Source organism: Sinorhizobium alkalisoli (assembly GCF_008932245.1).
GTDB lineage: Bacteria > Pseudomonadota > Alphaproteobacteria > Rhizobiales > Rhizobiaceae > Sinorhizobium > Sinorhizobium alkalisoli.
This window is the reverse complement of record NZ_CP034909.1, coordinates 355,662-372,276: the sequence shown is the minus strand read 5'-3', so window position 1 is coordinate 372,276 and position 16,615 is coordinate 355,662. Positions and strand designations below refer to the sequence as shown.

Annotated in this window: 22 protein-coding genes, 1 tRNA gene and 1 pseudogene; 10 read left to right on the top strand and 14 right to left on the bottom strand. The window is 57.4% G+C overall.

What is annotated here, in order from left to right:
• Nucleotides 1–87 precede the first annotated feature (87 nt).
• Together EKH55_RS01790 and EKH55_RS01785 are read left to right on the top strand one after the other, a co-directional pair.
• Nucleotides 88–447 (top strand): hypothetical protein, encoded by a 360-nt coding sequence (locus EKH55_RS01790; protein WP_246231761.1) that lies wholly within the window; start codon nt 88–90, stop codon nt 445–447.
• A gap of 318 nt (nt 448–765) precedes the next feature.
• Nucleotides 766–1,443: a trypsin-like peptidase domain-containing protein gene (locus EKH55_RS01785; RefSeq protein ID WP_151610877.1), complete on the top strand. Its 678-nt coding sequence runs from the start codon at nt 766–768 to the stop codon at nt 1,441–1,443.
• 46 nt (nt 1,444–1,489) lie between these two features.
• Here EKH55_RS01785 and ligD read toward each other — a convergent pair whose 3' ends face one another.
• The 3 genes from ligD to EKH55_RS01770 all read right to left on the bottom strand — a co-directional run bounded on the left by ligD (nt 1,490) and on the right by EKH55_RS01770 (nt 3,482).
• Nucleotides 1,490–2,473 carry a non-homologous end-joining DNA ligase gene (gene ligD, locus EKH55_RS01780; protein ID WP_246231759.1) on the bottom strand — a complete coding sequence of 328 codons (984 nt, stop codon included), beginning with the start codon at nt 2,471–2,473 and terminating at the stop codon, nt 1,490–1,492.
• A gap of 133 nt (nt 2,474–2,606) precedes the next feature.
• On the bottom strand, nt 2,607–3,149 hold the full coding sequence (locus tag EKH55_RS01775; protein ID WP_151610876.1) for a hypothetical protein: 543 nt from the start codon (nt 3,147–3,149) through the stop codon (nt 2,607–2,609).
• 27 nt (nt 3,150–3,176) lie between these two features.
• Complete coding sequence (locus EKH55_RS01770) at nt 3,177–3,482, bottom strand: sunset domain-containing protein (RefSeq protein ID WP_151610875.1); 306 nt, start codon at nt 3,480–3,482, stop codon at nt 3,177–3,179.
• A gap of 561 nt (nt 3,483–4,043) precedes the next feature.
• Between EKH55_RS01770 and EKH55_RS01765 the strand changes: the two genes are divergently transcribed.
• Both EKH55_RS01765 and EKH55_RS01760 read left to right on the top strand, forming a co-directional pair.
• The gene (locus tag EKH55_RS01765; RefSeq protein ID WP_151611927.1) at nt 4,044–4,499 is read left to right on the top strand and encodes a hypothetical protein; all 456 of its coding nucleotides are present in this window, start codon (nt 4,044–4,046) and stop codon (nt 4,497–4,499) included.
• 224 nt (nt 4,500–4,723) lie between these two features.
• Nucleotides 4,724–5,056 carry a hypothetical protein gene (locus EKH55_RS01760; RefSeq protein WP_151610874.1) on the top strand — a complete coding sequence of 111 codons (333 nt, stop codon included), beginning with the start codon at nt 4,724–4,726 and terminating at the stop codon, nt 5,054–5,056.
• A gap of 167 nt (nt 5,057–5,223) precedes the next feature.
• On the opposite strand, the gene EKH55_RS01755 is transcribed toward EKH55_RS01760, so the two are convergent.
• The 4 genes from EKH55_RS01755 to EKH55_RS01740 all read right to left on the bottom strand — a co-directional run bounded on the left by EKH55_RS01755 (nt 5,224) and on the right by EKH55_RS01740 (nt 7,867).
• Nucleotides 5,224–5,460 carry a hypothetical protein gene (locus EKH55_RS01755; RefSeq protein ID WP_345790216.1) on the bottom strand — a complete coding sequence of 79 codons (237 nt, stop codon included), beginning with the start codon at nt 5,458–5,460 and terminating at the stop codon, nt 5,224–5,226.
• A 108-nt stretch (nt 5,461–5,568) separates the two neighbouring features.
• On the bottom strand, nt 5,569–5,769 hold the full coding sequence (locus tag EKH55_RS01750) for a hypothetical protein (protein WP_151610872.1): 201 nt from the start codon (nt 5,767–5,769) through the stop codon (nt 5,569–5,571).
• 205 nt (nt 5,770–5,974) lie between these two features.
• Nucleotides 5,975–7,204, bottom strand: a complete 1,230-nt coding sequence (locus EKH55_RS01745) for a hypothetical protein (protein ID WP_151610871.1) — start codon at nt 7,202–7,204, stop codon at nt 5,975–5,977.
• A 216-nt stretch (nt 7,205–7,420) separates the two neighbouring features.
• Nucleotides 7,421–7,867, bottom strand: coding sequence for a DpnI domain-containing protein (locus EKH55_RS01740; RefSeq protein ID WP_151610870.1), 447 nt, complete (start codon nt 7,865–7,867; stop codon nt 7,421–7,423).
• 88 nt (nt 7,868–7,955) lie between these two features.
• Here EKH55_RS01740 and EKH55_RS01735 point away from each other — a divergent pair, with 88 nt between their 5' ends.
• Nucleotides 7,956–8,471, top strand: a complete 516-nt coding sequence (locus EKH55_RS01735; protein WP_151610869.1) for a hypothetical protein — start codon at nt 7,956–7,958, stop codon at nt 8,469–8,471.
• Between the two features lie 258 nt (nt 8,472–8,729).
• Entirely contained in the window at nt 8,730–10,475 is a 1,746-nt protein-coding gene (locus tag EKH55_RS01730) for a P-loop NTPase fold protein (protein WP_151610868.1), read from the top strand.
• A gap of 416 nt (nt 10,476–10,891) precedes the next feature.
• Here the strand turns inward: EKH55_RS01730 and EKH55_RS01725 are convergent, their stop codons facing one another.
• The 7 genes from EKH55_RS01725 to EKH55_RS01695 all read right to left on the bottom strand — a co-directional run bounded on the left by EKH55_RS01725 (nt 10,892) and on the right by EKH55_RS01695 (nt 14,387).
• Nucleotides 10,892–11,299, bottom strand: a complete 408-nt coding sequence (locus EKH55_RS01725; RefSeq protein WP_151610867.1) for a transposase — start codon at nt 11,297–11,299, stop codon at nt 10,892–10,894.
• The gene (locus EKH55_RS01720) at nt 11,296–11,730 is read right to left on the bottom strand and encodes a hypothetical protein (RefSeq protein WP_246231756.1); all 435 of its coding nucleotides are present in this window, start codon (nt 11,728–11,730) and stop codon (nt 11,296–11,298) included. Before EKH55_RS01720 ends, EKH55_RS01725 begins: the two co-directional genes overlap by 4 nt.
• A 35-nt stretch (nt 11,731–11,765) precedes the next feature.
• Nucleotides 11,766–12,257 carry a hypothetical protein gene (locus tag EKH55_RS01715; RefSeq protein ID WP_151610866.1) on the bottom strand — a complete coding sequence of 164 codons (492 nt, stop codon included), beginning with the start codon at nt 12,255–12,257 and terminating at the stop codon, nt 11,766–11,768.
• 12 nt (nt 12,258–12,269) lie between these two features.
• Nucleotides 12,270–12,797 carry a hypothetical protein gene (locus EKH55_RS01710; RefSeq protein WP_151610865.1) on the bottom strand — a complete coding sequence of 176 codons (528 nt, stop codon included), beginning with the start codon at nt 12,795–12,797 and terminating at the stop codon, nt 12,270–12,272.
• On the bottom strand, nt 12,736–13,542 hold the full coding sequence (locus EKH55_RS01705) for a helix-turn-helix domain-containing protein (protein ID WP_151610864.1): 807 nt from the start codon (nt 13,540–13,542) through the stop codon (nt 12,736–12,738). The genes EKH55_RS01710 and EKH55_RS01705 overlap by 62 nt, the downstream gene beginning before the upstream one ends.
• Before the next feature lie 261 nt (nt 13,543–13,803).
• The gene (locus tag EKH55_RS01700; RefSeq protein ID WP_151610863.1) at nt 13,804–14,073 is read right to left on the bottom strand and encodes a hypothetical protein; all 270 of its coding nucleotides are present in this window, start codon (nt 14,071–14,073) and stop codon (nt 13,804–13,806) included.
• 116 nt (nt 14,074–14,189) lie between these two features.
• A complete protein-coding gene (locus EKH55_RS01695; RefSeq protein WP_151610862.1) occupies nt 14,190–14,387 on the bottom strand; it encodes a DNA-binding protein in 198 nt (65 codons plus the stop codon).
• Between the two features lie 104 nt (nt 14,388–14,491).
• Between EKH55_RS01695 and EKH55_RS01690 the strand changes: the two genes are divergently transcribed.
• The 4 genes and pseudogenes from EKH55_RS01690 to EKH55_RS01675 all read left to right on the top strand — a co-directional run bounded on the left by EKH55_RS01690 (nt 14,492) and on the right by EKH55_RS01675 (nt 16,609).
• Nucleotides 14,492–14,797, top strand: a complete 306-nt coding sequence (locus EKH55_RS01690; protein WP_151610861.1) for an Arc family DNA-binding protein — start codon at nt 14,492–14,494, stop codon at nt 14,795–14,797.
• A 1-nt stretch (nt 14,798) separates the two neighbouring features.
• Nucleotides 14,799–15,986, top strand: a pseudogene (locus tag EKH55_RS01685) (tyrosine-type recombinase/integrase); the annotation flags it as partial.
• Nucleotides 15,987–16,100: transfer RNA gene (locus tag EKH55_RS01680), tRNA-Ser, on the top strand.
• A gap of 233 nt (nt 16,101–16,333) precedes the next feature.
• Nucleotides 16,334–16,609 carry a metal-sensing transcriptional repressor gene (locus EKH55_RS01675; RefSeq protein WP_069459414.1) on the top strand — a complete coding sequence of 92 codons (276 nt, stop codon included), beginning with the start codon at nt 16,334–16,336 and terminating at the stop codon, nt 16,607–16,609.
• Nucleotides 16,610–16,615 lie beyond the last annotated feature (6 nt).

Sequence of the window (16,615 nt, the reverse complement as noted above, 5' to 3'; positions counted from 1 at the left end):
TGGCACATGAATGGCACATGAAGTCCGCCGTAAGGGCATGGAAATGCACCAGAAAAAGGCCCGCCAGAAACACAGGTGCGACATGTAGTGACGTTCTGCCGCGAATCCGGCATCCTTCCCGCCATGCCCGCGCCGTCGAGAAGAAAGCCCGCTCCTGATCCGCATCGCACCCTGCGGGCGGTAACAGTCGCGAACCCATACTACAGCCCGGCCTATGATGGTGACGCCACGAACCCCAAAGAGATCAACGCCGTCGTCAACATCAAGGAGAGCGCGGCGGTCGTGTTCTACACCCGTGGCGGGCTTGATAACGGGCTGCCGAAGTGCCGGCGCTCCTCGGCGCCAGCCCGGTATCGGCTCATCAATGTGTCTGTGGGGAGGGCAAGTCCCGACATGAAGTCGCGGGCAAGGAAAAGCGGGCAAGGCTGGTGGCGGCCGACATGCTGAGAATGGGGCTGGATGATCTCGCGACGATGTGGCGGCTGGCGTCGCAGCAGAGGTGAGCTGTCAATCCTGGACCCGCCTGTTCAATCTCTTTCGATCACTTTTCGCCATTCCCCCTCTTTTTGAAGGGTTTGAAAGCTTTGATTGCCGTGGCACCGTATCGCATAGGTCGCAGTTGCAGACCGAGTTCCATCATCGATCTGGTCCCAGATGGTGGGGCGTCGGAACGGCCGCCGTTTCGATTGGCGCGGAAAGGGCACATAGCAGATAGGCCCGTCGTATCGCCTCCCATCCAACCTCTAAACATGGGAGGGCATCGCTGTGTCCGAAGACACCACCCATGCAGAACTGGTTGAACCGAAATGCGACACTCAGCGCCTCACTCAAGTGCCAGGTGCCATCAATCCGCTTGAATACGCCAAGAGCTCCGTGATCCGGGTCGGGGACGGCCGGGGATTCGTAGCACAAACAGTCGATAAGCCTGTCATCATCACTTGTGCGCATTGCCTACCGCATATGCCGCCTGCAATCGGCGGCATAATGATGACCGAGGAGAGGACCTACCCCCGCCTGGTGGGCATGCTCGGGGACGAACCAACGATTACCGTGGAATGCCTGTTCGTCGATCCTGTAGCCGATGTCGCAGTGCTCGGCGAACCAGACGGTCATGAACTTGAGGATGAATCGGAAGCCTATCGCGCGTTTGTTGAGGAACGGGAAGGCTTGCCTATTGCTGCCGAACAGAACGCGGCATTGCCCCCCGGCAATCGCAAAGGCGCGTGGCTGACGCTTGAAGGCAAATGGGTTTGCCACAGCTTGGACGTTAACGCCCGATACGTTTGGACCAGCGAGCGATGCGAGGCCGGGATGAGCGGAAGCCCGATAATCCTCGATACGGTTCGTGGAACCGTTGTCGGCGTGGTCGCGAGCACTGCGTTTCATCCGCGGCTCGTCACATCATTGCCCGCTTGGCTCTTGCGGGAACTCGTGATGCGCTGATGCGCGTTGGAAGGCAAAACGATGAGGGCAGACGTAATGCTTGCCCTCATTCTGAATCACCGATGGCGTCAACTTCATACACATCTGTTTCGTCGGCTTTTGAGCGTAGCCCCTTGAAGGAAGGGTGCCGGAGCTTTCCCTCGTGCGTCCAAGCGCGATACTGGATCTCAGCGACGAGCACGGGCTCGGTGAAGATCACGCCCTTGCGCTTCAAACTCACCGCTGGCTTGTCGGTAGCAATCTCGTTGAGGACCTTCCTCAGGGCGAAAGCTTCCTTGTCGCTGAAGCCGGTTCCGACGCCGCCGACATAGACTAGCTCGCCTCCTCTTCGCGCGGCCAGCAGCAATCTTGCGATGGCACTTGGTAAGGCTTCCGATGGTTCGAAACCCACGATTAGGAAACTATCGCGCCGAGAGCAGGTGATCTTCAGCCAATCGCCGGAGCGGCTCCCCGACCGATAGGGCTTCTCCCGGTTCTTGCTGACAATGCCTTCAAGGCCGTGCTCGCACGCGACACGAAGCAGCTCCGCGCCATCGGCCTGCACCTCCTCCGAGAGCAGGATCGCGCCCCTCTGGCTGGAGAAGACGCCTTCGAGCATCTGTCGGCGCTCTCTCTGCGGCAGAGCGCGAATGTCGCGACGGTCGTAGTACAGCAGGTCAAATGCATAGAGGATCGCGGCGGCCGCTGTCTTCATACCGCCGACGCCACCGAGCGCCTGTTGCAGCATCCCGAAATCCGGCCGGCCCCGGTCGTCCAGGACAACCACCTCACCATCTAGAATCATCGTAATTGGCTGAAGCGCTTCGGCCGCTCTCTCGACAGCAGGGAAACGATGTGTCCAGTCGTAGCCCCTGCGCGTGAGAATGCGGACGCTAGCAGGTTCGATATGGACCGCGACGCGGTAACCGTCCCATTTGATCTCGTGGACCCACTCCGGCCCTTTTGGTGGTTCGGATGCCAGAAGCGCGAGGCACGGCTCGACCCGCTCGGGCATCGGGTCGGCCTTTGTTTCTGCTTTGCGCCGGTTCATGAAACAGAAACTCGTAGGTCGGCTAAGTTGATCCCGCCCAGGGGAAATCAGTGAGGTTTTACGACGCGGCAGGAGCGAAAACCAAATACCCTGCCCATTTTTCCGGCCCGCAGGGCCTGCGTAAGACGCTCGCTCAGAAAAAAAAAATGCGGATTAAGGGCGGGCTTACCCACAGATCGGGCCCCTCGAGTGCGTCCGGGCTGATAGCCACATCGTCGTCATGAAGATTTGGGGGCATAAGCAGTTTTCCGGAGCCGAGCGTAGTGACTCCCCGCGAGTATTCGGGCAGGAAAGCAGCCTTGCGCTCGCCGATATTCAGACAAAAATATTCGCCCTCCACGGGCGTCTTGCGGTCATGCTGGAAAAGCTTGATCGGATAGAGCGAGGAATGGCCGAGATCGAATTGCCGCAGCACATCCGCGCAGGCCGCCGAAACCACCACCGCTCCTGCGGCAAGCACGAGATCGGACTGCTTCCTTTCCATCTTGTCGGGATACTTGGCGAAAATTTTCTCTGGGAAATGCTCAGCAGACATCCGTTCGCCAGCTTCATTCATTTCGGCCATCTGGCCGAGGCTCATCCCCGTCGGCAATGGATCAGCGGTAAATCCCTTTATGCGTGTTGAATCCATGAAGGCGCGGCTGGCCCAGATCCGTGCGTTTTCCGATTGTGTCATACCTGGCAATATACTCTCGCTTGACCCTCATACCTTCGACTTCCGCCAGCCGGCGGCCCACGCTTCAAATTCCGAGCAAAACCAGCGTTCCCCATACTGAGGACTGATCTTCGTGCTCGAATAGTATCGTTGCCCGGGCACATGAAAGATACGCTCTCCCGTATCAATGCTGATGTTGCCTTTAATGTTGCAGGTTGCCCCCGAGCTGCCGGAACCTAGAAGGTCGCTCACGGTCGAGGCGCCGGCAGCACCTACTGCAAGTGCCCCGATGACCAAGCCCGGCGCCGTGAAAAGCAACGACCTCTTTTTTGTGTTGCGATAACCGTGAAGCATGCCAACCCTCCGCCATCTTGCGCGCGCTGATTGTAGCCGCGCGAGCGCATAGCGAAATTCACCCAGTTGGGTTAGCTCACCCCGCCTATGCAGCGTCAGTCCTTAGCATTGCCGCCTTCGGCGACTTTCAGGCGGCCTACGGAAACCGGACCAATTCAGAAGCAACAGCAAAGCGACCACTAGGCTGAGAAAGGCTTGGAGGGTGTAGCCATTGCGGCGAAGCCAGTAGGCGAGGCCAAGCACGATTGCGGCGCCACCGAGAAACCAAACGTTATAGGCGACGGCTTCGAGAACAGACGACAACGGTCATTCTTTTTGCGTGTGCTGATGGAAAAGCGTTTCAATGGCCGATTGTGGTCAACGCATCGATTTTGTCGACCTTAGTCTGCAGGTAGGCCGCGTTTTGGCGTCTCCGCGCCGCTCATCACCGATGCGCCGGGACATATTGACTTGCTCCACCGGGAGAACATAATGAGAACACTCATCGGCGCTGCGGCGCGCCAATCCGACAACAACAGGGGACCGAGGCAACCGCCTTTGCGCGGTCAGGAAAGGTGCGCCATGCGAACACTTGAAGATGAAATCGAAGCAGCGATTGCAGTGGATTTGGCAGTTTTGCCGCCTCACCAAAGACGCGGCTATGCGGGGCTGGATCATTATCGCCGTCCGGTCGAGGTGCGCGGCGTCCAAGAAGTCGCCATGACGATTGCCGAATCCTTTAAGGCATTCGCGATATTTGACGTCGAAACGGTGCTACGCTACCCAGCGATCAGCCCTTTCCTGGCGCGGACGCTTTATGAGATACCAATCGAGTTGCGGCGCGCGGCCTGTGACCGGGATCGCTTGAAAGCCGAACAAGCGCGCAATACAATGGCGAAAATAATCGCCGCGGCACTGCTGAAACGATATCACCTTGAGCCTCTGAAACATGCGGGAACGTCCTGTCACTCCAATTGGGAGCGGGCGTTCGAAGAGCAATTCGGTCGTCGTCGAGGGAAGCAGTCCGATGAGCGATGAGACAGAGCGCCGTCGGCAAGCCGCGTCAGGACACGCTCCTTTGCGTCCACTACCGTGAACATCCGGGTGCCGGGAAGGTGGCTCATCCGACCTCTGGCCGTGCCCGGTTGACGCCAACCGGAAGATAAAACTCAACTGTGGAATTTCACTACTTCAGCCCTTTCCTGCTCTGTCTGGCCATGCTTAGTTGCATGCGGGTTTGAGATTCTTCTTAGAGGGGCAATATGAAATTTCGTTTGATCGCTCTGGCGGCTACGCTGGCAATTTCTTCGTGCGCCAAGCGGCCCGATGCCATAGTGCCGGTCGATATTCCGATGGCTGCATACAGCAATCAGAGTTGCGCGGGACTGGCCCAAGAACTGCTCAAGGAGCAGGCGAACCTCGCCGCCGTTTCAAAGCAGCAGAACCAAGCCGCGACGGGAGACGCAATCGGTGTGTTCTTGATAGGAGTACCCGCATCCAGCACATTCGGCGGCGATAAGGAAGGACAAGTTGCCGTATCGAAGGGCAAGGTCAACGCAATCGAGTCCACCATCAAGAGCAAGGGCTGCAAATAGCGGCGCCTTGTCCCTGATGGTCCCACAGCGGAAACAGCTCGCGAAGGGTGATCGTCAAAACGTTGCGTCGTGCGGAGAAGTCTCTCGGGTTCGTCCCGTGAATCGAGGGCGAAATCCGCCCGGCGCCGTCGCGATGGTGAGCTGCGACCAACTGAGATGGCATGCTTTTAGCTGCGTCTCGGCGCATAGCGGGACCAGCCAAACCGGGACTGCAAAGTGAAGATGATCGCTTTGAGCGCCGTGCCGTCCGTTCCGTTGGCGATGGTCAGCAGATTGGCTACTAGCTTGGCCTCGACCTTGGCCGCGCCCCTGTTCAATTCGCACCGATAATGTCGCCGCAAGGTCGGCACGGTGACCTCAATCACGGCTGCGATCTGCGCTTGAGGTACGCCCGCACCGGCCATCGCCTCGACGAAGCGGCGCCTGGTTGCATCCGGCTCATGCGCCGGCCTTCCTCTTGGTCGTGCCGCGTTTTCCATGACAGTAGAAAAATAATCGCGTTTCGGCCAGAATCACAGGGCGGAGAGGATTTGCAGAATTAGCGCAGGCGAGCTTGCAAGAGCTGCTCCTGCGGCGAATCCAACGAAGCCCAGCATGACTGCACCTACCCAGCCATGATGCGCCCAGCCGTCCATCACACCGAAAGTGGTTCCCGCGACCAGAAGGGAGATCACCCACACCCAATTAACTACGACTTTGAGCGCCTTCCACATATCTGAACCTTCGTGCCCACCTCACCGCTATTCTGCGGCGCCAAAAAAATTCTCCGCATGACGACGGCGCCGGTCCGCTGGCGATGACCTTGGCAACTTTTACCCGCCCCCCTTAGCAGGAAATAAGCCGCCTCCATTCTGAACTTATAGTTTTAGCTGGAATTCACCATCTATCGTAAGCCAACAGCGGTCATCTTAAAGCCGTCTAAAGGAAAACTTGGCCAAGTACCTGATCGCTAGCCAATGCATGATTGGGATTGTGAAATACGTAAGATGGTCCCACCTCCCGCACCGATGTCGTGACGCCACCTCGTCCACGCTGCCGCGACTGCCGCACATGTCCGTCCGTCATGATGGCGACGCCATAAAGGTGGGGACGACGCTGCAGAAGAGCACTCACCACCCGCTGAAGACCAGTCACAGTGCCCGTTCGCTCCGCATCTGCAAGCTCCAGCAACTGCGCTTCCGTGACGTCCGCGAGATGCACGCACAAAAATGCAGGCAACTCGCCGGAAAATTGTTTCTTCGCGTCAGCCTTCAGGTGCCTGAAGATCTGATGAAGGACCCGATCCCGCTCTCTGCTCTCAATTGAGACGATGATTGCCGCACGACCTGGATGCCAATGCGAAACCACGTTCGCACCGTCGATTCCAAATGCCTCCCGCAGGTAATGCTGTACATCCTCCATGACCAGACTGTGACCACGCTTTAGCGTGAACGGAGAGGTTTCCAGCGCAAACGGCTGCACCGTAGCAATACAAACCTGATCATCAATGATATCCGCCTTTCCGCGCACAATCGCGCCGATCCTGTCCGCCAGCGCCTGTTGTTCGTCCTTGTTCCCTGAGAGTCTGCCGGGCAGCGTCACGCGCACGAGCTGGCCCTGGCTTACTTCACGCAAAGCCCTTTCCATCGGCGCTTGCAGAACCCCGCTCAGAGCGTAAAGCTTGCGTCGATGAATCTGTCGTCCAACATCAGCGGACAGGTGCTTGCATTCGACCTCAATCCGGGTCGTGCCCGAGGCGGCCAGAAAGTCGAATCCGCCGCCGCTCTCCAGGTCATGGAACTCAACATCAAAGCCGCGCGATACCAGGTGTACGGCAACCTTGACCTCGAAAGCCAACGGGCCAAGTCCGAACTCCTTATCGAGTGCAGTGCGAAGGGCACCCGCAAACCTCCGTTGCGCATGCGCGCTCAGGTACGCGTATATGCCGACAGCTCCTGCCAGGAAGGAGTAAAGCCGGTACTCTTCGGCAGTTTTCGGGGGCCAGCGGTATCGCCCGGTTGCGCGCAAATGTTGACGGACATCGCCGAAGGCCAGTTCGAGCCCATGCCTTTCCCGCAAGAATTGCTCCCAGAGAGGATTCCCGGCCAGCTCCGCCCTGAGCAACTCAATACGTCGTTGCCAAGTTGACCAGCCAACAATCTCTGCCATCTGCCGAAACGTGGCCGGCAGCGCGGCGGGGCTCAAGTCTGTTGCGAATCGCGCCATCCATAATGGATATCACGGGGCAGATCCTTTTGGGGCATAAACGCTGTTGTCGATAAAGAGCGTACCTTTCCAGCCTTTCATCGTGCTTGTCGCCACCGCCCGCAACGGTCGGAAGCAGACCAGCGCGTAGGTCCTCCCGCGAGTCGTGAAACCGAAGATCTATCGCAGCCGGACGGCACGATCTTCAACACTCTCCATGTCGTAGATAAAGCCCTGCCAACCTGCGCGGCGAGCTGTTTCCGAGAGAGGCTTACGAGGCTTAAACATCTCCGGTTCCTGCAAATCCGCAGCAAGATAGAAGATTGAGTAATCTGCGGTCGGGCCGACCACAACGACATAAAGAGGAAAATAGATGGCCGCCTGCATACGCTCCAGCTGGGGACCCCATGCCGCGCCTAAGATTGTTTTCGGCAGGCGGTCCAACCGTTTCGCACTACAAGCCTTAACCTGGGCCAAATAGCCGCAAAAATCACAGATGACGTCCGCGCATTTGAAGTTGGGGGGAAGGCGAACGAGGGTCTTCTCCCTCTTGCATCTGGGACAATCGCAATCTCGGACAACCCGGTCCTCTCCAAATGTTCCAAGCGCCTGTCGGACAGTGGCCATCTTGCGCTCCCTACGCGTTCAATACGCGACATGTTAAATCGTCTTAGTGATTAATGTGTTGAACGCGTCGTTTTTCGAAGGGGCAACAATGGTGTTGGAAGCAATTGTGGTGATCGCCGGCCTTTTGTTAGGTGGTGGCGTACTGACGATGATCTTCAAGGGAGTGGAGGTATCTACCGGCCATTCAGTGATAATGGGCTTGGCCGCCGTGCTCTTCTGTTTGCCCTTTGTCGCAAATTTCGAATGGACGAAGGACGGCTTTAAGCTCACAACCAAGGAGGTTGCCCTTGAACTTACGGACCAAGTCAAACAGTTGGCCCAGGAGCAGGTTTCCCTTAATGAGAGTATGAAAACCTTGAGCTCGGCGCTCGAGGAAACGTCGTCACAGATCACCGCCATTCAAGAGGTCCTGAAAAGCGACGCGTCTAAGCCGGGTGCTGATCTTTTGAAGCCGGCCGTAGACCCCGACAAGTTTTTGGACCTGAGGGAAAAATTCGACCGTGCCATGCAAACCAATAATGCAAGCGCTGAGCGGCTCGAAACGCTACAAAAGACGATCACCAAAGACTGGGACGGCCTCTACATTCTAAAGCAGCCACAATGATAGCCACGTCTTCCGTCAGTCGGCACTGCGCGACGTTAAGTTACACCCCCCGCGGCGAGGCTGAACTATCGCGTCGGGTGAAAGATTAACGTTCGTCTCGCGCGACGGAACGACTGGAGCGCGTCATTTGCTGTCGTTCCCGGCTGCTCCCAAGCCGACATTCGGGCACGGGTGTCTAACTGGCAATCCGTAAGTGTAGATTGGTGCTACTTAACGTGATTGAATGAAAGAAAGACGAGATTTGATCTGAGGACCGTTATGTCAGTACAGCTTGTGCAAGAGGAGATCTCGCAATTCCTACTTCGTGCTGAACCAGAAGTGTTGTGCATCCGAGGCAGATGGGGTGTCGGCAAGACATATACGTGGACGAAGCGACTGGAAGTGGCGCAAAAGGCCAACAAGATTGGTCTGGCGCGATACTCGTATGTTTCGCTTTTTGGTGTGAATTCCCTCGATGAACTGAGGTTTGCGATCTTCGAGAACGTAATCACCTTGAGCGAAGGGGTCAGGAGGGCCGACCTAGCAACGCTCGACGCATACGTTTCTAAACTCGGTTCCTGGCGAAAGCTGATGAGGATCGCGTCATCATTGCCGGTGATCAGAGATGTAGTGGGCACTGATGCCACATCACTCGTCTCATTCATGACGATACGGGATCAGATCGTCTGCATAGATGATCTCGAACGCCGCGGACAGAACCTCGATGTCAGTGATGTACTCGGCCTGATTTCCTATTTGCGGGAACAACGGAACTGCAAGATCGTCTTGATCCTGAACGACGAGCAACTGGATGGGGACGGTAAGCGCGACTTCGAAAAGAACCTCGAGAAAGTGGTCGACGTTTCCCTTGTCTACGAGCCGTCTCCCGAGGTTTCCTCCGGCATCGCGATCGACATTCCTGATCCCGTCGGTCAGGAGATTCGGGACCGGTGCGTGGCGCTTGGCATAACCAATATTCGTGTCATAAAGCGAATTCTCCGTTTCGCAACAGCGATTCAGCCTATGCTTAAGGAGCTTGATCCCGAGGTTCTGAAGATTGCAATCAGTTCGATTGCACTATTTTCATGGTCCCATGATCAACCCGAGCACGCGCCGTCGTTGGCCTTCCTTAAGAATAAGACAATGAACACGTTCGGATGGCCGTCGGAAGATGACCTTCCGACCAAAGAAGCAGCATGGAACAGTCTGCTCGAAGCCTATGGATATACGTGGACGGACGACCTTGATCTGGTACTTATCGATGGCGTTTGCAATGGCCATTTCGATCCCATGCGGGTGAAGAAGGCGGCGCAGGTTGTTCATGAACGCGTGGTGGCCACGAAGGCGGATGGGTCCTTCGAGGACGCATGGCGGAGTTACCATGATACGTTCGATAACAATCAGGACGAGGTCCTGGATGGAATCTATCAGTCTTTCCTGAAGAACGTTAAATACATCTCCCCCACCAACCTCAACGGGACGGTTAAGCTATTCAAGGAACTAGGACGGCCTGAACAGGCGAAAGAGTTGCTCGATCACTATATGGCTAATCGGAACGAGGAGCGGAGTTTTTTCGATCTTCAGGAGAATCTGTTTGGCGATAACGTCGATGATGGGGATGTCCGCGCGGCATTCGAGGCGCGAGCTGTTGAGATAGAAGAAGCGCCGGATCTTGCAGCAATAATGATGGCTATCAAGGGCGGTTGGGGTGAAGGTCAGTTGAGGGTCCTAGCGGCTGCGCCCGTTGAGGAATATCGGAAGGCATTTAAGTCGCACTCGGGCCAGGAATTACGGCAAATGCTCGCCAACGTGTTCCAGTTTGAGCGGATAGTGAATGCGTCTGAGGAGATGCGAGAGGTCCCACGGCGCGCTAGGGAAGCGCTCGAGCAGATCGGCTCGGAGTCGCCGATTAACGCACGACGCGTGGCCCGATTTGGTGTGGACGTTCAACCCGCCGACGGTGGAGACGCAACCCAGGATAAGGTGATAGCGGCGAAAATCGCTGACGTTGAACAAAGCGCTTAGTGTGCTGTGGTTTAACGCTCGCCGTTTTGGGAAAGAAAATCGGCGTCGGAAGGTCCGCAACGGTGAAGGGTTTCGCATTCCGGGTCACTCAGCAAATGTCGCCTTGGGGTCGGAAGCGGTATCCCGCCTCTGCACTAACGAGGCGCTGGACATCGCCTCTTCTCATTCGTGGACTCCGCTCAACGTGGCTCATGTTTGCGCGCTAAAGTCCCGCCAGCGGCCGATCCGAAGATCATAACGCCCTCAGCGTCACTGGAGCTGTGTCGTAGGTGCATCGGGCTCGTCGAAATACCGAAAGACGGCCGCAACGATGATCGCAGCTTCCTCATCTGTGAGGGGCCTTTGCAGGTACTCGGCAGCGAGCTCCCAAGCTCTTTCGATTGCATCGGCCTTTCGAGGAGGTAAATCGATGACAGTCATACCGACCTCGACCCCTGCGGAGTGCACTTCACCGGTTTGCCGCCCTTAGCCGCCAATTGCCAATAGACAGGATCGCTGCTGGGCGCGGCGCCTACAGGAACAGTCTTTAATGCGATCCATAGGCTGCCGGCGTGTGTGACGGCGTCGCCTTTTGAGTACGCGACCGCGCGTTGGTAAATGCCCGCGTATCTGATCCCGCCTTCCTCAAGTAAGGCGATACGGGAAGAAAGTGACGCCAACTTCACAGCGACGCTGGCGATTGAACTTGCGATCAGCGAGTGCACAACACGCGTGCTTAGCGGCCGACGAAGTTCTTCCGCCGAGTAGGCGGTATTGAGGCGGGCCTGGATCTCGGTGGCACGCGCCGTGATCTTGGCGAGTTCCTCGTTGTCCTTGTCCGTCATTTCCTCACGCTCCCCAGATACTCCTCGACCTCGGTGCCCGACATGCTGCCGCGTTCATGTAGGACAAGCGCCAGCTTTTCGATCTCCTTGCGATGGTGCTGAACGAAGAGAGCTGCCAGCGCAGAAAGCGCGCGGCGCATGGTATCGGGATCGTCGCCCCACGACCCCAAAAAAACCGAATGTTCCAAAAGCTGTTGATCCGATTTCGACATTTCCGTGGTAGGCGCCGCAGCTTGGCCGGCTAGCGCAACGACTGCGTATCCCAGGGCGACGGCTCCGTGATGGCGCCCCTGTTCCAGAAGGTCGCCGGGCGGATTTAGGGCAACCTCGCCGTCAACTGACACGTGGCGGACGCCGATCTCGTGCCGGAGGGCCGCCACGCAGTGGGCGGCTTCGTGCAAAGCAATTTCGTTTGATATCGGTTCGCTCATTGGCCAATCCTACCAGATCCCCGGGGAGCGCGCCGTTACGCGTCACCTTCCAGCCCCCGGCAGAGGACCTGGATCATTTCAGTGAGCCCCCGCCCGATTGCTTCGCCGTCATCCCCGTCCTGCGGATCGAGAAAATTCAGCCCCTCCAGCACGACGCAAAGTGCGACCTCGTCGATCTCTACCCGGATCACACGGCGGCCGACCTTGCGCCGTTCACGGTAGCGGCGCTGGCGCTCTCGGGAGGTGAGACCCACTGTTCCCCTCCTCCACTGAAGCTCGCGGTGTAAGGTCGTGCGCAGCAAGAATACCCAGCGGGCTTTATCGTCAGCGGCATTCCAAGCGTCGAGCAGGTGCTTGACCTGCTCCTCCTTCTGCGAATTTTCGATTGGCGTCCGCTTGCACTTCTCCGTCTTTTCCCATGCAGCTTTCATCGCCTTAACGTCGGCGAGCGTGAGCGTCTCGCTGGCCGCGGCGCGGGCTGCGTCTGCGGCTTTGACGGGCATAATGGAATAGTCGAAGGCCTTCATCAGCGTCTCCCTTCAATCCTTCTTTGCCCTCAGCGTTCTGCGCAGCGCGGCACTAATTTCGATCCGCTCCCGCGAATAGTCGGGAATTTTCGGCGCCGGCGGTGGCGGTGGCGTTTTCTGTGAGACCGGATGGTTCGCACGCAACTGCCGAAAACCCTTAAGGATGCGCTCTCGGGACGCTTCATCATGGATCACTGCTGGTTCTTCCGGCCATCCGTAGCGTCGCCGTTCCTCGGCGGCCCGCCGCTCGCGCTCTCGGAACGGCTGCATCACGCGGTCGATTTCGCGCCGCAACTCCGACGGAGACGGCATAAAGCCATGGCCGAGGGAGCCCTGATTGATCTGTTTTTCCGCCGTGAAAAGCGCCCACCGGCTGACCCCTTCGAGCGCCATCAGGTAAGCGGGTTTAATGAGCTTAAAGTCGCTTGGCGCTCGGCATGGGTAGGCGGCGAGCAGGCGGGTCAGCACGGTCAGTTTTTCAGTGTCTGACGCCGGGCGGTAGATATCCGGCTGGATCGTCGGCACGTTCGACGCCATCATCGAAAACTCCTCCTTCATGTTCTCTGTCGAAGGCTTGGCGGGCCTCTTCGTAAGCTTGGTGGGCGATATGCTGGCGATCCTGCCCCTGCGAACGGCGATCGAAATCGGGTGCGCGGCGAATCCAGTTGCGCCAGGTGGCGTTCCAGTCGCGCATTGGCTTTCCGTTGGCACGGTAGTAGTCGAGGAAGATCGCAGCCTGCCGCTCGGCCTGGGACTGGCTCATACCAGCCGCGAGAGCAACACTCAGATCGGGTCTGAAATCATCAGGAAGTGTTCGAGCGCGCGGAACGCATTTCGCACTCTCTCGATTCAACGTGTTCTTTTCAACGGGTTCTATATTAGAGGCACCGGAAGCAGACTTCCGGAAGTCCCGCGCCGAATTTCCGGTGGTCGCGTCGTTTACCGGAACCCTGTTTCCGATAGTCATATCAACCACCGGAAAAGTGCTTCCGGTGGTCGCATCTTCAAAATGATAGAGATTCGATTTGCCGCGGCCCTTAGCCAGCGGCCGTTCTTCGATTTGGAGCCAACCGCACGCGCGGAGTTTGGCGAGCGCGTTCCGCACCGTGCGGTCCGTTACATCTAGATCCGAGGCGATCGTTTCTTGCTTCGGAAAGCAAGCGCCGGTTTTCGCGTCCATGTAGGAAAGCAGGCGATAAGCTACCCGGAAATCAGTCGCCGAAAGGCGGCTGTCAGCCGACATACGGTCGAGAAGATCGAGTTTCCAACTGGCGAAACCTTTCATCGTGCCCCTCGCTACGTCCGTATACTCAGCCGTTCATGCAGGCCGGCAAGCTGTTGGCGTTGATTGGCCGATAATGGTTCAGACCGTGTCGACACGAAAAAAAGGAACTCGCGTTCTTTCCGCGAGAGCCTGCCGGTTCCATGGTCGAGGCACCATTTCGCAACCTCTGCATCGGACATTCCGGTGGTATCGTGCGGTGGCCGCCATTTCGGCATGGGAATGCTGGTTTGTCGGTTGAGGCGAGTGACGTTAGGCATGTCATCACCATCCAATCGCCCTGCCGATCCTGATTAGCGCGTACTCGACATCGCCTTGTTCCAGGTCCCGGCGAATATCTGCGAGCAAGTCGGGGTCGGGCGCAGCCTCTAGCTCTATCTCAAGATCAGCAACCTCATCTTCGAGGTCACTGACTTCGGCCTCAAGTTCAGCGATCCGCGCCTTGAGCGGCGCGGTGTCGTCTCCGTCGCGAAGATCATCCGAACCTTGCGCCTGAAGGGCGGCGACTTTCAAAATAGTGCGCTGTTGATTCATCGCATTCACCTCGTGGTGACGCCGCGAATTGCACGAAGCTGCTGGGTTGAAGCATTTTTTCGAACGTGCCCGAAGACGCTGACCCACCCATGTAGCCGCCGTGCGAGTCGCGGCGGTCATGCGGCTTCCATAAAAAAGGCGATCAGCTTGCCGCGCTCTGCGACCCAGCGCCCACCCACTTTCCGTGCGGGCAGTTCACCTTTCGACAGCATATGAAAGGTCTGCCGCGGTGTACGGCCGATCAGCTTTGCAATTTCATGCACGCCCCAAACAAGCTCAAAGTTTGCGGGTACAGCCATGTCATCCGTTGCCATTTGAATCAGCCTCCTATAACTAGAATGACACCATGGTAGTGTCATGTCAGTTATAGTGTCAATGTGATGTCAATGTGGTGTAAGTTTTTTTCGGAGACAAGAAAATGAACGATGGATCAGAGGAGGTCAGGCTGACGCTGCGAATGCCGGCCACCATACGCGATCACCTGGTGGACGAGGCCGCGAAAGTCGGGCGCTCCCTGAATGCCGAAATAGTGGCGCGGCTGGAAAACTCGGAAAATGTTTCGGGGTTTCTCGAAGACTTCCGGCTCGCCAAGGAGCGAATTCTCCACCAGCAGGAACTGGCGAAAGGCCACGAACAGATGATCGAAATGCTGAAGACGGCGCTCGATAGGGAGCGGGCTACCAATGAGCAACTTCTCGAAATGCTTAAAAACAAGGGGGTGTGATATGGCGGTACGCAAGCGAAAATGGAAAGGCCCGGATGGGACCGAGAAAGAGGCGTGGCTGGCCGATTACACGGACGCCAAGGGCCGTCGGCATCGGAAGAGCTTCGATAAAAAAAAGGATGCCGACGCCTATGTTGAGAAGGCCAAGGTGGAGATAAGGGCAGGTACATATATCGCCGACACCGATACCGTCACCGTGAAGGAGGCCGCTCAGCAATGGATCACCAGCGGCGAGGCGGCCGGGCTTGAGCGCTCGACCCTCGATCAATATCGCCAACACCTCAATCTGCACATCGCGCCCTTCTTGGGCACCCTGAAGCTCTCGAAGATCAACGTGCCGACCATCCGGCAGTTTCAGGATCAGTTGCGGGAAAACGGCCGGTCAGTGGCAATGGTCAAGCGCGTCACCGTCAGCCTCGGCAGCATCCTTGCTGACGCACAGGAGCGTGGGCTTGTAATGCGCAATGCCGTCCATGAGATGAGCCGCCGGAAGAAGGGCGCCGTCACGAGAGAACGCCGACAGAAGGCCCGGTTGCGCGTCGGCGCCGATATCCCGACCACTGAGGAGATACGCAACATTATCCAGCATGCTGAGGGTCGTTATCGTCCGTTGCTATTGACGGCGATCTTTACTGGCTTGCGCGCCTCAGAGCTTCGCGGTTTACCTTGGGATAATGTCGATCTCGAAAAGGCACAGGTTCACGTGCGGCAACGCGCCGACAAATATCATGTCATCGGCATGCCGAAGTCAGACGCCGGGCAACGAACGATTCCGCTGCCCCCGATTGTCGTCAACACGCTCAAGGAATGGAAACTCACCTGCCCTAAGGGGGATCTAAACCTCGTCTTCCCCAACGGCGAGGGCAACGTCGAATGGCACCCGAATATCATCAAGCGCGGGCTGCACCCCGTTCAAATCGCTGCCGGCGTCGTGAAGCCGACCGGCGAGATAGATGAAGAGGGCAACCCGGTCGTGGGCGCGAAGTACACGGGGATGCATGCCTTGCGACACTGGTTCGCCTCGTGGTGCATCAACAGGCGCGTGGATGGCGGGTTAGAGCTTCCCGGCAAGATGGTGCAGGAACGCATGGGCCATTCGTCGATCCAAGTGACGATGGACACTTATTCTCACCTTTTCCCGAGCACGGACGATGCCGATATGCTTGCGGACGCCGAGCGCAACCTCCTGTTGGGAATCAATGGCACACCGATGGCACAAAAAGCGCGAAAATATAATAAAAACACGGGGTGATAAAAGTCTCTGACTCCGTTAGTCCTGGTTCGAATCCAGGTTCCCCAGCCAATTCTCCCTAAAGGCCTTTAATTTCTTGATTTTCCATCGTGCCGGATATCGTTTTGGCGTCATTGGCGACCTGATGCCCAGAACTGTAGCCCAAAGGTGATGCCCACGCCGATCGAGCGCGATGGACAAGCCCTCGGGGAAAGACAGGGCACTCATCATGGCCGTGCGCCACGAGGTCAATCGAAACGAGCTGTTCGACTTGAAATATCCCCTCCAGGAGGATAGGAGAAAGCATGACGGAACACAGACATGAAAGGCATCCGGAGATCGTCAAGCGGCTGAAGCGGGCCGAGGGACACCTGAAAAGCGTCATCGCCATGATCGAGTCGGGCAGGCCCTGCCCCGACATCGCCCAGCAGCTCCATGCAGTGGAGAAGGCGATTGCGCAGGCGAAACGGACATTGATCCAGGACCATCTCGACCACTGCCTCGAAGAGACGCTGGGCGCGCTTCCGCGCGACCAGCGCCAGTCGATCGACGAGTTCAAGTCGATCACCAAGTATCTCTAAGGGGCG

Excerpts from the sequence above, each read along its gene's own strand:
- ligD (WP_246231759.1), bottom strand. The coding sequence starts at position 2,473 with ATGAACCGGCGCAAAGCAGAAACAAAGGCCGACCCGATGCCCGAGCGG.
- EKH55_RS01775 (WP_151610876.1), bottom strand. The coding sequence starts at position 3,149 with ATGACACAATCGGAAAACGCACGGATCTGGGCCAGCCGCGCCTTCATG.
- EKH55_RS01770 (WP_151610875.1), bottom strand. The coding sequence starts at position 3,482 with ATGCTTCACGGTTATCGCAACACAAAAAAGAGGTCGTTGCTTTTCACG.
- EKH55_RS01765 (WP_151611927.1), top strand. The coding sequence starts at position 4,044 with ATGCGAACACTTGAAGATGAAATCGAAGCAGCGATTGCAGTGGATTTG.
- EKH55_RS01760 (WP_151610874.1), top strand. The coding sequence starts at position 4,724 with ATGAAATTTCGTTTGATCGCTCTGGCGGCTACGCTGGCAATTTCTTCG.
- EKH55_RS01755 (WP_345790216.1), bottom strand. The coding sequence starts at position 5,460 with ATGGCCGGTGCGGGCGTACCTCAAGCGCAGATCGCAGCCGTGATTGAG.
- EKH55_RS01750 (WP_151610872.1), bottom strand. The coding sequence starts at position 5,769 with ATGTGGAAGGCGCTCAAAGTCGTAGTTAATTGGGTGTGGGTGATCTCC.
- EKH55_RS01745 (WP_151610871.1), bottom strand. The coding sequence starts at position 7,204 with ATGGCAGAGATTGTTGGCTGGTCAACTTGGCAACGACGTATTGAGTTG.
- EKH55_RS01740 (WP_151610870.1), bottom strand. The coding sequence starts at position 7,867 with ATGGCCACTGTCCGACAGGCGCTTGGAACATTTGGAGAGGACCGGGTT.
- EKH55_RS01735 (WP_151610869.1), top strand. The coding sequence starts at position 7,956 with ATGGTGTTGGAAGCAATTGTGGTGATCGCCGGCCTTTTGTTAGGTGGT.
- EKH55_RS01730 (WP_151610868.1), top strand. The coding sequence starts at position 8,730 with ATGTCAGTACAGCTTGTGCAAGAGGAGATCTCGCAATTCCTACTTCGT.
- EKH55_RS01725 (WP_151610867.1), bottom strand. The coding sequence starts at position 11,299 with ATGACGGACAAGGACAACGAGGAACTCGCCAAGATCACGGCGCGTGCC.
- EKH55_RS01720 (WP_246231756.1), bottom strand. The coding sequence starts at position 11,730 with ATGAGCGAACCGATATCAAACGAAATTGCTTTGCACGAAGCCGCCCAC.
- EKH55_RS01715 (WP_151610866.1), bottom strand. The coding sequence starts at position 12,257 with ATGAAGGCCTTCGACTATTCCATTATGCCCGTCAAAGCCGCAGACGCA.
- EKH55_RS01710 (WP_151610865.1), bottom strand. The coding sequence starts at position 12,797 with ATGATGGCGTCGAACGTGCCGACGATCCAGCCGGATATCTACCGCCCG.
- EKH55_RS01705 (WP_151610864.1), bottom strand. The coding sequence starts at position 13,542 with ATGAAAGGTTTCGCCAGTTGGAAACTCGATCTTCTCGACCGTATGTCG.
- EKH55_RS01700 (WP_151610863.1), bottom strand. The coding sequence starts at position 14,073 with ATGAATCAACAGCGCACTATTTTGAAAGTCGCCGCCCTTCAGGCGCAA.
- EKH55_RS01695 (WP_151610862.1), bottom strand. The coding sequence starts at position 14,387 with ATGGCAACGGATGACATGGCTGTACCCGCAAACTTTGAGCTTGTTTGG.
- EKH55_RS01690 (WP_151610861.1), top strand. The coding sequence starts at position 14,492 with ATGAACGATGGATCAGAGGAGGTCAGGCTGACGCTGCGAATGCCGGCC.
- EKH55_RS01675 (WP_069459414.1), top strand. The coding sequence starts at position 16,334 with ATGACGGAACACAGACATGAAAGGCATCCGGAGATCGTCAAGCGGCTG.